Source organism: Sphingomonas vulcanisoli, assembly GCF_011761305.1.
Lineage (GTDB): Bacteria > Pseudomonadota > Alphaproteobacteria > Sphingomonadales > Sphingomonadaceae > Sphingomonas_I > Sphingomonas_I vulcanisoli.
Map to the genome: position 1 here is coordinate 1 of NZ_JAAOZC010000006.1, position 13,741 is coordinate 13,741.

Here is a 13,741-nt window from a genome sequence, read left to right on the forward strand (position 1 = left end):
CGGACCGCTTACCCGGCAGCAATGGCTCGATCCGAACCCACTGCACGTCACTCAACTCGTAGCGCTTGATACCCATGATGCCCCCGCAAATCGCGTACCTCATGAATCAGACATCACGCCAAATGGAAATCCTGAATGTCGATACAGCCTAGCTCATGAGGTTTTCCCACTCGGCCTGGGCAGCTGACCGGCGTGCCTTGTAGACGGTTCGATCGATGAGGTGACGTTCAAGAGCGAAGAGATGTGGACGTTGGCGTGACCTTATGGCGGTCTAGTCACGCTCCCTATAAAGGCGCTTATTGCGTCTTCGGTGCCCACACGACGAGCGCACAATCCCTTAAGGTAGTCCGCCGGCATCATAGATCAACGTTTGAACCGCGCCGGGTTTGTCGGAGGCTCCAACTCCTGAGAAGGTGGAGCCATGACGAGCAAGACAACGAACAAGTTTGCGCCGGAAGTCCGCGAGCGAGCGGTGCGGATGGTTTTCGATCACGAGCGGGATCACCCGTCCAGATGGGCGACCGTGGTGTCGATCGCGGAGAAGATCGGCTGCGTTCCGCAGACGCGGCATGAGTGGGTGAAGAAGGCGGAGGTCAACAGCGGCGAGCGCGCCGGTGTCCCGACCGAAGTTGCCGACAAGGTGAAGGCGCTGGAACGCGAGGTCCGTGAGTTGCGGCAAGCCAACGAGATTCTGCGCAAGGCGTCAGCATATTTTGCTCAGGCGAAGTTCGACCGCCCGTTCCGGCGATGATCGCGTTCATTGACGGTGACGAAGATAAGAAACAGCCTGGGAGGTATTTTCCTGAGGCACCGCGATGCCTATGGGGTCGAGCCGATCTGCCGCGTCCTGCCGATCGCCCCATCCACCTACCACGAGCGCGTCGCGCAGCGACAGGATCCGACACGCCTGTCGGCGCGGGCGCGGCAGGATGTGGCTCTGAAGCCGAAGATCGCATGCGTGTTCGCCGAGAACTTCGCGGTCTACGGCGGGCGCAAGGGCGGGGTTCGTCTACGTTGCCTTCGTTATCGACACCTATGCTCGGCGGATCGTCGGCTGGCGGGCCAGCCGGACGGCGCACGCCAGCTTCGTGCTGGATGCGCTCGAGCAGGCGCTGCATGATCGCCGACCGGCGCATCGCGGCGGCCTGGTGCACCACAGCGATCGCGGGTCGCAATACGTGTCTATCAAGTACACCGAGCAACTAGCCGAAGCTGGGATCGAGCCGTCGGTCGGCAGCGTCGGGGACAGCTACGACAACGCTTTAGCCGAGACGATAAACGGCCTCTACAAGGCCGAGGTCATCCATCGCCGTGGACCATGGCGATCCTTCGAAGCGGTGGAATACGCGACCCTCGAATGGGTCGACCGGTTCAACCATCGCCGCCTGCTCGAACCCATCGGCAACATCCCGCCTGCCGAAGCCGAAGATCAATAGTATGCTGCCGCGAACAACATCGATATGGCAGCGTGACTCACAACCCAACGCCTCCGGCAGACCCGGCGCAGTTCACTTCGCCCTCATGGTCGACCGCTCGCCAAAGGTAATGCATCTCACCGCCGATTTTCACGTAGACCTCGTCGAGGTGCCATCGCCAATGGCGAAAACCGCGCATCGCGCTCACACGCTGCCGACGAATGTCACCGGCGAAAAGCGGCCCAAACCTGTTCCACCAGAAGCGTATCGTCTCATGGCTGAGATCAATGCCGCGCTCGAACAGCAGGTCCTCGACGTTTCTCAGCGACAGGGGAAAGCGGACATACATCATCACCACGAGGCGGATCACCTCAGGTGATGAATTGAAGCAGCGAAACGGGCTTTGAGGTTTGCGGTGTCGGGGCATGCGCCTCGGCTAGCGCTGACATCCTAACGGCCGGTGCATTTGCTCTGACAATGCCTTGAACCGCTTGTACGGGCTGTCGGGCTTTGGCTCGTAGCGGCGCATCAGGGGCGGCTCGCAGGGCTTGAGAACCCGGGGCAACTTGCTCGGACAAAGCCCTCAGATCCGTTCGAAGATGGCGGCGATACCCTGGCCGCCGCCGATGCACATGGTGGCCAACCCATAGCGGCCGCCTGTGCGGTGCAGTTCATGGACGAGCTTGGTGGTGATGATCGCGCCTGTCGCCCCCACCGGATGACCAAGCGAGATACCGCTGCCATTGGGATTGACCTTGGCTGGATCGAAATCGAGCTCGCGCGTCACCGCGCAAGCCTGGGCTGCGAATGCTTCGTTGGATTCGATCACATCCAGGTCGGCAACAGTCAACCCGGCCTTCTTGAGCGCGCTGCGCGTCGCCGGCACCGGGCCAATGCCCATATAGGCGGGATCAACGCCCGCATGGCCGTAAGCTACAAGCCGCGCCAGAGGCTTCAACCCGCGCGACTGCACCGCTGCTGCACTGGCAAGAACAACTGCGCTCGCGCCATCGTTGATGCCAGAGGCGTTGCCTGCTGTCACCGTACCGTCCCTTTGGAAGACAGGCTTTAACGTTCCAAGATCCTCGGCCGACACATTGGCGCGAACGAACTCGTCGGTATCGAAGGCTATCGGGTTGCGACGGACCATAACCTCAACCGGGACGATCTGATCGCGAAAATATCCTTCCGCGACGGCACGGGAAGCCCGAAGCTGGCTTTCCAAGGCCAGCGCATCCTGATCCTCGCGGGAAATGCCGTAACGCGCCGCGACATTCTCGGCGGTAACGCCCATGTGGATCATCTGGAAGGGATCGGTGAGGACTCCGGTTAGGCCATCCTGCAGAGCGCCTTCGCCCATCTTCAGGCCCCAACGGGCGCCCGGAACAAAATAAGCCGCGCGACTCATGATTTCCGCGCCCGCGCCGATAGCGATCTGGACGTCGCCGAGCAGGATGGATTGTGCCGCGCTGATGATCGCTTGAAGGCCCGATCCACAAAGGCGGTTGACCGTGAGCGCGGGGCTCTCCTGAGGAAGGCCGGCACCAATAGAGGCGATTCGAGCCGCATATGCGTCGCGCGGCTCGGTATGAATGACGTTGCCGAGGACGAGCGCCTCCACGCTATCCGCGGTGATGCCTGCGCGCTGGATCGCAGCTTTGGCGATATGCGCGGCAAGTTCACCGGGCTTCTGGTCTCTAAGCGAACCACCAAAGGAGCCGATCGCGCTTCGCGCTGCGGACACAACAAAAACGTCGGTCATTTGATCTCCATTCGAATATTGGCGCGCAAACAGTCAATTCATTCATCTGCGCCGCTTGATTTATCGCAACGTCCGTGACGCGCTGGAACAATTGCTCTTGATGTTTCGCAGTCACGGCCGAGGAGGTACTTTACAACCGGTTGAATGACTGTCGGATTGGCTCAATATCCATCGCCCAATTAGCGTAACTCAGAGCACTTTGTGTGACGCTCCGGTCACCATCATGAAGGCGCAAAGCCCTCGCCGATTGGGCTGATCAAGGACCGCTCAAGAACGGATTTTGCCCCACGGATTGCTTGACGGATGCGCTCATGGGCAGAAACATTACTTTTCATGGCGGGGTGCTGAGGGACTTCCACCTCGATAGGCGTGCCTTTCGGAACGCTGCGCAACATGGCGACAAGCGGAAGATCACCGCTGCCCGGCGGCAAACGGTTCGTCAGCGACTCAACACGCAGCTGATCGGGCGCCATATGGGCTGGACCGTCGCATATCTGGACAGTGCCCAGAAGGCTGCCGTCGATCGCCGCTATCTGTTCAACGGTTACGCCGGTACGAGCGGCATGAAGGAGGTCGAGGGTAAGGACGGCGTTGCCCTCACCGGCTGTTTCGATCAGATGGAGCGCGTCCTTCAGTGACTTTATCTTTGCGGTCGACGTAAACTCCAGCGCCAGCAACAACCCATATTCGGCGCAAAGATCGCTGAAAGCCTTGAAAGCATCCCGCTGCGCTGCCGCATCCTCTATCTGAACATGCGTCGTTGCCTGACGCGCTCCAAGGCCGGCGGCTCTCGACAATCCGGGTCGATAATCTTCGAGGCAGACGCCGGTTGTTAACGGGAAATATTCCGCGTTTAGCAGCGTCAAATTTCCTGCCGTCATCCGGCTCCTAAGCGCCCTAACCGATGCTTGATCGGAGACACGGGGAAAGTCCGCCGGAAGGACGGCCGGTACGTGTGTAAATGTGGATATTGCCTGACAGCCCTGTTTCGCTGCCTCATCCGCTAATTGGCAAGCATCAAGATCGGTCGCCGTCATGTGGTGAAGTGACAGTATTTGTGTCATGTTTGACCTGCGACGAAGCTTTCTACCCGTATGTCGCAGAATATATTTGCGGATTTGCTCTGAATGGATGGATGATTGCGATATATCGTTATCACTATCACGCTCCAATGAAGGTAGGCGGCCTGCGGTCGATTAGTGCTTCAATTCCTTCCTTATGATCGGCGCTGTAGTGGGCGAGTGCCTGCGTAGTTGCGGACATTTCAAGAAGCGTGTCGAAGCTCGCAGACTGGCCTGCACGCATTAGGGACTTTGCGATCCGAAGGGCGTGTGGCGGCATTGACGCAATCTTCTGCGCCAGTCGCTCGGCTTCCGCCGTCAATCTACCGAGTGGGACGACCCGACTGACCAAGCCCCATAAGGCTGCCGTTTCCGCATCGATCGAGTCTCCCGTGAAAAAGAGTTCTGCGGCACGGCTCATTCCGATAGCCCGAGGCAACAGCCAAGCACCACCATCGCCGGGAAGCAGGCCCAGCTTCAGAAAGGGCACGGAGAAGGTCGCCGTGGCGGCCGCGATGCGAATATCCGCGAGGCAAACGATATCGCAGCCAAGACCGACGGCCGGCCCGTTTACCGCCGCGATCAACGGCATATCGAGGGCGTAAAGCGCCCGGACTATTCCATGGACATTGTTTCTATAGGCTTCCCTTAAAGCCATGCCCGATCCTGCGAACATGCCCTCTTTCGAACGCATGGCATGGATATCGCCACCCGCGGAAAAGGCGCTGCCGTCGCCGGTCAGGATTGCGCAGCGGATCGCGGGATCGCCGTTAAGTTCATCGCACATTGCTTTCGCAGCGTGGCCATCGCCGGCTAGAGCCAAGGGATTACGCCGTTCCGGCCTGTTTAACCAAATGCGCGCAATGTTTTGCTCCACCTCCCATCGAAAGGGTGGAGGCGTGGCGGATGTCCCTGCACTCATAGGTCTAGAACCAGCAGGGCGGACTCAGCGCGGGAGCAACACGGCAAAAACTGATCGTTTTTAGCCTTCTCCTCATCGGTCAAGTAAACGTCACGATGCTCCGGAATGCCGTCCAATACTCGGGTAAGGCAAGTGCCGCACACACCGCTTTCGCAGGAAATCGGGATTTCGATGCCTTCTGCCGCCAGCGCTTCGGAGACGCTTTTTTCCGCGGGAATATGAATGACGCGATTGCTCGAAGCGAGCTTGACGTCGAAACTGCCATCGGCGGATTTATCGATCACGCCGCTAGAAAAATATTCCATATGAAGGCGGGAACTGTCCCACCCCGAGCTTCGGGCTCCATCCAATATCCAGTCCATGAAGCCTTTCGGGCCGCATATATAAAGATGGGTTCCCTCGGGAACCGAAGACAGAACCTTATCGCGATCGAATCGCTGTTCAGCGGGGCCGTCATCGTGATGTAGGCTGACCTGCGCCGCAAATGGCGCTGCGGCTATCCGCGCGGCAAAGGCCGTTCGTTGGAGATTACGCGTGCAATAATGCATCTCGAAATGCGTACCGATCTGCGCAAGTCGCTCTGCCATACAAAGGATCGGCGTGATCCCGATGCCGCCCCCCAACAGCAGATAATGGGGCGCGTTTGGCATAAGCGGAAAGTGATTCCGCGGCATGCTGATCTCTAATGCGTCGCCTTCGCCAATGTCGTCAGCCAAGGCCCGGGAACCGCCCCGCGACTCTCCTTCGCGCTGGACGCACAATAGATAGCGATGACTTTCGGCAGGGTCATTACAAATGGAATATTGCCGAATCATGCCGCCCGGAAGGGCGACATCGACATGAGATCCGGCGGAAAACGGAGGTAGTGCTTCTCCAGCTCGTGAAACGAGTTCAAAGCTGAAAATATCCTCCGCTTCAACTTGCTTACGCGCGACGATCACTGGCAGACTCATGTGCTGGCTCATTCAGTCGGGACTGGATCGGTAATATTCTCGGGCGGATTGAACGCATCTATCGTCGACCAGTCTATTCCCCGATACCGCAGTGAAATTCCGCGGATATGGGCATAATCGATGCGATCGGCGGGATCCCGCGAGAGCGTGCCCTCTTCTTGTTCACGCAGCATTTCCAATAGGCGGCGGCGCGTCTGGGCGATTACGACATCGCTCGTTCCCAGATGCTCTTTCGATCGATCGACGATCGGACCCATGGATTCCGCAATGACGACATCTTCGGTCGGCACCGTTCCGGGCAGACCCGACCAATGCCCCTGTTCCATTCGCGCCCGATCTTGCCGCCACATGTTTTCGAAGCCGCCGAGACCTGCTGCGAAATTATCATAGGTTCCTGGCAGCATGGGTGCGATCGTTTCACCCTCTTCAAGAGGACGATCCGAATGATAATAGAACGTCCACAGTATATGATTATAATCATCGATGGGAACGTAACAAAAGGTCTGGCTCACCGCCCCAGGCCGCATTGGGATAAAGCTGAAAAACGGCAGCACAATTTCACGAACACGGGTATATTCCGTACCATCATTGAATCCCCGGATGGCACCTTCTTTCAGGCCGTATGGAACTCGAACGACTTTAAATACGGGAGGCATATCGAGTGTCAGTCTCAGTTCATCCATGGAGCTCACATTGGATGCCAAGATCCCACTCTTGTGCAGGATACCAAGATGTGCGGAATCCAGAACCGTCTCAAAGCCTTGTAGCCAATTTGACTTGCACTCGCCGCGGATCGCTTTGACCTGATTCGCCGGGAGCGAATTGAATTCCCAATCCGGGAATTTAGGCGTCTCACCGCCACCAAAATAGGCCCAGATAACGCCCGCCGCCTCACGCACGGGAAAATGGCGCACGGGAATATTCTTTATGAACTTTTCTCGGCGCTCGATCGGTTCGGATGGGGCATCCAGCAATTGACCTTCGACGCCGACCTTCCAACCGTGATAGAGGCAGGTGAGCGCGCAATCTCCGTTACGGGCCAACGCCATCGAAACGCCGCGATGCGGGCAGGCTTCATCGATAAGGCCAACCCGCCCATCGGTGGCGCGAAACGCGACGAAATTTTCTCCCAGAACACGGATACGTTGCGGCGCTCCGTCGGCAAGAAGCGTTTCGGAGCGCAGGAGGGGCAGCCAGTAGCTTCGCGCCAGCTTTCCCATCGGCGTCCCCGGTCCAACGCGACAAAGCAGCTCATTTTGTTCATGCGTGAGCATCGGCCTCTCCTTTGATTTCGTTGGGATCGAACCCGGCCTCGCGAGGAAGACCGTAAAGCCGGGCGGGATTCTCTACAAAGATCGCATGGAGCGCAGCATCGCTTGATGTCCATTGACCTATCAGTTCGATCAGCGCTTCTGTGCGCGGCATGAGCGACGGATCGGAAATGGCGACATGAGGCCAATCGCTGCCCCATAGAAGGGATTGGCGGTGATCTTCGATCAGAGTGGACGCGACCGGGATGGTATCGCGCCAAGGCTCCGCACACAGACGATAGGCGCCAGAAAGTTTTACATAACGATCGCGTTGATCAAGAATGGCGCGCAGCGCGGCGAACTGAGGGCCATGAATACCCATTGCCATGTCGCAGTCGCCGAAATGCGCGAGGACTACGGGGACCGGCAGAGCGTCAATGATCGGCTTCAGTTCGGCGAGCATGTGTCCGGGCACGCCAAACTCGATGTGCCAGCCATAGGGGGCGATGCGTTCGGCGAGCGCCATCGCCGCTTCCGGTGCCACGCCGCCGCGTGTCAGCGTCAGCAAACGGACCCCGCGGACGCCTGCTTCATGCATTTCGGCCAGCTTGGACTCGCGGATGTCCGGCGCGATCGCGGCGACGCCTCGGAGCCGATCCGGATGAAGACGCAGGCCTTCGAGGAGCAAATCATTGTTTGTCCCATGCACGCTCACCTGCACAAGCACGCCATATTTGAGCCCGACCTCGTCGAGCATCCCGATATAGGCGCCGATATCGGCGATCGGTGGATCGTAGTTGCGCGGCGATACCCAGGGAGCCGCCCCGACGACATGGGCATGGCAATCCCAGGCCTTTGCCGGCAGACGGAGTGCAGGTGTCCGCACAGGCCAGGGCGAAAGGCACGGTATCGGAATGTCGGTGCCGATCTGCATCAGCGAAGATCCGCCACCGATGCATCAAGCGCGGTCAATTCGCCGCGCTGGATCTTCTGTGTCGCCGTTTTCGGGATGACGTCGATGAACCTGACGTAGCGGGGTAACATATAAGGGGGGAAATGATCCGCCAGGAAGCTGCGGATAGCCGCCGGCTCGATCGGCTCGCCCGCCACGACCACCGCCTTGACCTCCTCTCCCATGACGGCGTCCGGGACGCCGACGATGGCGCAGTCTTCGACGCCGGGCATGGTTATGAGGCGCGTTTCCATCTCCACCGGTGAAATCATCTCGCCCCCCCGCCGGATCAGTTCTTTGATGCGGCCATGGAAATACAGATATCCATCGGCATCGAACGATCCGATATCGCCGGTATGAAACCAAAGATTGCGGGTCGCTTCCACAAACTTGTCGGGTTTGTTCCAATATCCGGACATGACCGCAAAAGGCTCGCGTGGGCGGGCGACGATCTCGCCGCGAACGCCTGGGGGGACAGGACGGTCCTGCGGATCGACTACGCGCAGCTCGATATCCTCCCGGACCCGTCCAACGGAGCCGAACCGCGTATCCTTGAGCGAGTTGGAAGAGGTCCACCCGCCGATCTCGGTCATGCCGTAGCTCTCGTTGATCGGAAAACCGAAACGCTCCTCGATGGCGCTCCAAACTTCGGGGGCGGCGCCTCCGCCGATACAGAAACGCAGCCGGTGATCTTTCTGCACGCCGGGATGGCGGTTGACGAGCAGGGCAAGCACCGTCCCTACGAAGGTGCAGCCCGTTGCATCGAACCGGCGGGCATCGTCAAAGAAGGTCGATGCGTTGAATTTCGGCCGGATGATGATGCTCGCGCCCACAGTGATGGCGCCCATCACCGCAAACATTTGCGGATTGACGTGGAAGAGCGGCAGGAAAACCAGAATGCGATCTTCGGAATGGAGTCCGACAAGATTAGCGGTGGCCAGCCCGGTGGCCTCATAGGCGTGATAGCTATTCATCACCCCCTTCGGCAGCCCGGTCGTTCCCGACGTATAAAGGATCGTGGCCGTATCCCATGGCTCCGGGCTCACGGCTTCGATCTGTTCAAAGGGACTCAAGCTTTCGAAAAAATCCTCATCGCTGCCGATCAGCACCAGCGGTAATTTGCGCTGATCTTCGGTAAGTTGATTGCCGAGCTTTTCATGCCATGCTCGATCCGCGACGATGATCTTACTCTCGGACTGATCGACGGTGTAGCGCAGTCCATCGGCGAGCAGCTGGTTGTTCAGCGCGACGAGAACGGCGCCCGTCATGCTGATACCGAACCAGGCGACGATATAGGCGGCGCTATTGCCCGCCAACAGCGCCACATGATCACCGCGCTGCACGCCTTTCGCTTGAAGGAGCGATCCAAATCGAGCTGCACGATCGGCGATTTCCGCATAAGTATGGGTGCCGTGATCCGTGATCAAAAACGGCCTATCGCCAAATTTCGCAAGGCGATTGAAGAGCGATTGATCACTCACTTTGGCATTCTCCCGATAAGAAATTTGGCTATCGTATTTTTAAGAATTTCCGAGGATCCGCCGCCAATTTCGTAAGTCTTGGCGTCCCGAAAGTATCGGCCGAACGGCGTGTTCACCGAAGTGCCCCAAGCCCCGCCGATCTGAATGGCCTTGCTTGCCACCTCCGTGGCCACACGGCTTGCGATGAGCTTGGCGGTGCTGGAATGACGAGCGATATCTTCGTGATCGTCCAGAGCCCGCGCAGCGCGGTATACGAGCAATCTGGCGGCATCTATGTCCGCCAGCATCTCAGCGAAATACCATTGGATGCCCTGGAAGCTCGATATCGTCTGATCGAACGCCGTCCGGCCCGTAGCCCGTGCCAACGCACCATCGAAAGCAGCGCGGCCAATTCCGACACTGATGGCGGCTGCGAAGGTGCGTGAATAATCGAGAACGGTAACCGCCTGACGAACGCCCTTGCCCTCGGTTCCGATCAAATGATCGAGCGGGAGCCGCACATCATTTAGCCGCATGTTGACATGCGGGCCGTTGCGAAGCCCGATCGTTGCCGAGAATTCGCCGACATATTTCTCGCACCCAGGCAAGCCATAGGGCAGCGCAAATGCCGAAACCCCGATGTCGGTCTCCGCAAGAATGATCAGGAACTCGGCCGCCGAGCCGGACGTGATGAAGCTCTTTTCGCCGTTTAGAATCCAGCTCTGTCCGTCGCGCACAGCTTTGGTGTCCAGCGATCGAATATCACTGCCATGGTTCGCTTCCGTCAGCGCATAAGACGCGATCAAGCCCTCGCGGTATTTGGGCCTATATTCGCTGATCAGGCTGTCCGAGCCAAAAAGGCTGAGCATCGTCAGCGACTGGAATATCGAAATGAGCGACACACCCGTCGCTGCACTGGCGTAGCCCACCTCCTCAAATAGCGCGGCGACCAGTTCGAACCTGCCCTCACCTCCGAAGTTCTTCGGTAGAAGGATTTCTATAAACCCAGCTTTGGCGAGGCCTCGAATGATGTCGACGGGATAAAAATCGTCTTTATCGATCGCGTCGGCATGCGGCAAAATCTCGCACGATACGTGATGTCGTATGCGGTTTACGAAGTCCTCATCAACTAATGGACGCCATATATCAGGAGAAGACATTTATTCGCTGCTTTTGAGGAAATCGATATGGATCCTATCGAAGAGATCCGTTTCCTCCCACTGTGGCCAGTGAGCGCTATCGTGCATCACGATGAACTTGCCATTTTCGATATAGGCCATCGCTTCCTTTGCATTGTGCGATTTCAGGCCCGGATTGTGATCTGACCAGAGAACGAGCACAGGGCAGCGGATGCGTCGAAGATCTTCTTCATTCGAATATTTCTTACGCCAGTCGGCGTCGAGGAGGCCACCGGCGGACATGAACATGATCCGACGCATGGCTTCCGCTCGAAACGGCTGCCTGTATATATTGTATCGGACGTCGACGAGTTCGTCGGTGACACTCTTGTCCGGATCGAGCATCAGCCATGCCAGTCGGCTGCGTACCGCATCCTTGGTGACTTCGCCGGTGACCTTCTTGGTACGCTCGAGAAGATCGCGGATGCCGACAAGATCTTCCTCTTTTCGATCCATGAGCATACCGGTATTCATGACAATGGCGCGCGTTCTATCCGGAAAGCGGATAGCAAAATGAGCCGCGATCATGGCGCCCAGCGACTCACCGGACAGCGAAACCTTGTCGATCCCCAAAGTATCCACAAAAGCTTTGAGATGATCGATCAACTTATCGAATGTATATTCGATATCCGGTGCATCTGTGTAACCATGACCCAGCATGTCGAGAGACATGGTTCGAAAATGCGGCATGTGCGCCCGAAAGTTGCGCGTGAAGGCTTCCGCATGGCCGCCGGTGCCGTGGAGAAATATCAGCGCTTCTTTATCAGGATCGCCGCCTTCGATAACACGAGTCCGAATGCCACCGATATCATAGAAGCTCTGACGAACATCAAGATCGGCGAAGTCAGTCCAAATCGACATTTCAGGATCCTCAAATCAATAACTTTAGTTTGTCGGGACTTCCGAAACTAATATCAGTTCTTCACTTGCAATATCCACGGGGTTAAATCGAGGTGGTGGGCAATCCCAATCGTCAATTGAGGAAGGTATCGGCTCCAATAGCCGTGGTGGGCGTGCGTTTATCTCGGGGAACTCCTCCATACCGAAGCTGTACTCACAGGTTATCCCGTCCGGATCCGTGAAATACAGGAAGATACTGTCCGATGGCGGATGGCGGCCGGGGCCAAAAACGATCGGCACATCGTTCTTCTGCATTCTCCAAAATGCACGACCGATGTCATCGATGTCGCTCACCATGAAGTTGACATGATGCAATGCGCGATTGGGCCCGAGCCCGATACCGAGCGAGTGGTGAAACGGATTGGGGAAGCAGCGCATGAACGTCGTGCGGCCATCGATCGTATCGGAAATCGGGAAATTCAAAACATCCCGAAAAAATCCCACTGCGCGTTTATAATCCGGCGTGCGCAGGACGACGTGGCCCAGGCGCTGGATCTTTGCGACGGTCGGCTCGAAAGCCATCGTATCCTGATCGCGCCGACGGCAATAGTACTCCATATGCGCCGACGTGAGCGGTTCCGTGAACCGAATGGTACGGCCTTGACCAAGGTCCTCACATTCGGCCGCGGAAACCTCCTTCACCGGGAATTGCCAGGCACGAGCGATTTCTACGATCCGATCGATGTCCCGCTCGCTCTCCATTTGCCACGCTAATCTGCGCAGGCCCGCTCGAGGCGATGGATGAAGGACGATGTTATGGTGATCCGCGCTGCATCTCAGGAAGACTTCGCCATCAGAACCAAGCCCGTTAAACTCCAACCCAAGGATTTTTTCATAAAAATTCCTTGAGCGCGTAACGTCGGTCACGTTCAGCGAGACGTAGCCAAGCTTGGAATAGCGGAGCGCCGGACCGTCCATCATGGCGCCTTGTCCGCATTCCCTGCCATGGCGGCGCTTAGTTCGGGATGCTCCTCGGCGTAGCGCTCGGCTGCCCGGCGTGCGCTCGGATGGCCTGCGTCCAGTCGCGGTGAGATCAGGTCGGCATAGATTTGCGCACCGAGCGCGGCGAGGGGCATCGGCGTGCGCTCGACCTCGGCCGCAGCGAGAGAATCCACTATGTCCTTGCGAAAATGCAAATGGACGAGCTCGTCGGAGCCGGCTCGAGTGTGGGACATCATGAGATCGTCCATGTAGCCCCAGTGACGAACCATCCAATTCGTACCGGTACTGACACGCGCGATATCAATCATCTTGAGCTCATCCACGCCGTAGGCGCGGGCGAGCGACAGTGCTTCGAGAGTGGCGAGATAAGCCATGTGGTACATCGTACCATTGACGAGCTTGCCCACCTGACCGAGGCCGACGCCGCCCATATGGAAGACGTTCGCACCCATCGTATCCCATAAGGGCTGCAGCTCTTTGATGAGCGCCTCGTCTCCACCCAATATGAAGCTGAGCGTCCCGGCGGCGGCCGCGATATTGGCACCGCTCACAGGCGCGTCGATAACGAGGACGCCGCGTTCGGCTGCTTCCTGCGCATATTTTTGAACGAGTTTGGGCGGCAGCGTACTGTGAAAGAGAAGAACGGCCCCGGGTCGGGAATGCGCCAATAGCCCTTCGTCGCCATAATAGATGCTGTCGATCTGCCGCTCGTGAACGAGAGCGATGCTAATGATGTCGCAGCTTGACCCGACCTCTGCGATCGAGCGGGCAACACTCGCCCCCTTTTCGGCGGCCTTGCTCGTCGCATCCGAGCGCAGATCGAAGACTGTCAGATCGAAGCCAGCTTCGGCCAAGTTGTTGAACATAGGCATTCCAATATTGCCTAGTCCAATGAAGCCGAGCTTCTTCCCGAAATCCCTATATTTTCCCGGTTGTGCAGGCAAGC

11 protein-coding genes, 2 pseudogenes and 1 other annotated feature are annotated in these 13,741 nt (G+C 57.9%); of the genes and pseudogenes, 1 reads left to right on the forward strand and 12 read right to left on the reverse strand.

From position 1 onward, the window contains the following. Positions 1–478 precede the first annotated feature (478 nt). Positions 479–1,436 (forward strand): annotated as a pseudogene (locus FHS31_RS11640) (IS3 family transposase). Beyond that, positions 706–862, forward strand: a sequence feature (AL1L pseudoknot). It overlaps the preceding pseudogene by 157 nt. Positions 1,437–1,509: 73 nt before the next feature. Here the strand turns inward: FHS31_RS11640 and FHS31_RS16735 are convergent. The 12 genes and pseudogenes from FHS31_RS16735 to FHS31_RS11700 all read right to left on the reverse strand — a co-directional run. After that, positions 1,510–1,842 (reverse strand): annotated as a pseudogene (locus FHS31_RS16735) (IS6 family transposase); the annotation flags it as partial. 156 nt (positions 1,843–1,998) lie between these two features. After that, positions 1,999–3,177: an acetyl-CoA C-acyltransferase family protein gene (locus FHS31_RS11650; protein ID WP_167073693.1), complete on the reverse strand. Its 1,179-nt coding sequence runs from the start codon at positions 3,175–3,177 to the stop codon at positions 1,999–2,001. A gap of 221 nt (positions 3,178–3,398) precedes the next feature. Continuing rightward, entirely contained in the window at positions 3,399–4,241 is an 843-nt protein-coding gene (locus FHS31_RS11655) for a sugar phosphate isomerase/epimerase family protein (protein WP_341786348.1), read from the reverse strand. 97 nt (positions 4,242–4,338) lie between these two features. Beyond that, complete coding sequence (locus FHS31_RS11660; protein ID WP_167073697.1) at positions 4,339–5,160, reverse strand: crotonase/enoyl-CoA hydratase family protein; 822 nt, start codon at positions 5,158–5,160, stop codon at positions 4,339–4,341. Then, positions 5,157–6,113, reverse strand: coding sequence for a PDR/VanB family oxidoreductase (locus FHS31_RS11665; RefSeq protein ID WP_243843436.1), 957 nt, complete (start codon positions 6,111–6,113; stop codon positions 5,157–5,159). The genes FHS31_RS11660 and FHS31_RS11665 overlap by 4 nt, the downstream gene beginning before the upstream one ends. A gap of 8 nt (positions 6,114–6,121) precedes the next feature. Beyond that, positions 6,122–7,387: a Rieske 2Fe-2S domain-containing protein gene (locus FHS31_RS11670; RefSeq protein WP_167073701.1), complete on the reverse strand. Its 1,266-nt coding sequence runs from the start codon at positions 7,385–7,387 to the stop codon at positions 6,122–6,124. Then, entirely contained in the window at positions 7,374–8,297 is a 924-nt protein-coding gene (locus tag FHS31_RS11675; protein WP_167073703.1) for an amidohydrolase family protein, read from the reverse strand. Before FHS31_RS11675 ends, FHS31_RS11670 begins: the two co-directional genes overlap by 14 nt. Then, positions 8,297–9,796 (reverse strand): AMP-binding protein, encoded by a 1,500-nt coding sequence (locus tag FHS31_RS11680; RefSeq protein ID WP_167073705.1) that lies wholly within the window; start codon positions 9,794–9,796, stop codon positions 8,297–8,299. The genes FHS31_RS11675 and FHS31_RS11680 overlap by 1 nt, the downstream gene beginning before the upstream one ends. Further along, positions 9,793–10,935, reverse strand: a complete 1,143-nt coding sequence (locus tag FHS31_RS11685; RefSeq protein ID WP_167073707.1) for an acyl-CoA dehydrogenase family protein — start codon at positions 10,933–10,935, stop codon at positions 9,793–9,795. Before FHS31_RS11685 ends, FHS31_RS11680 begins: the two co-directional genes overlap by 4 nt. Next, positions 10,936–11,814: an alpha/beta fold hydrolase gene (locus tag FHS31_RS11690; protein WP_167073709.1), complete on the reverse strand. Its 879-nt coding sequence runs from the start codon at positions 11,812–11,814 to the stop codon at positions 10,936–10,938. A gap of 24 nt (positions 11,815–11,838) precedes the next feature. Further along, positions 11,839–12,774, reverse strand: a complete 936-nt coding sequence (locus FHS31_RS11695; protein ID WP_167073711.1) for a VOC family protein — start codon at positions 12,772–12,774, stop codon at positions 11,839–11,841. After that, positions 12,771–13,739 (reverse strand): NAD(P)-dependent oxidoreductase, encoded by a 969-nt coding sequence (locus tag FHS31_RS11700; protein WP_167073713.1) that lies wholly within the window; start codon positions 13,737–13,739, stop codon positions 12,771–12,773. Before FHS31_RS11700 ends, FHS31_RS11695 begins: the two co-directional genes overlap by 4 nt. Between the last annotated feature and the right edge of the window lie 2 nt (positions 13,740–13,741).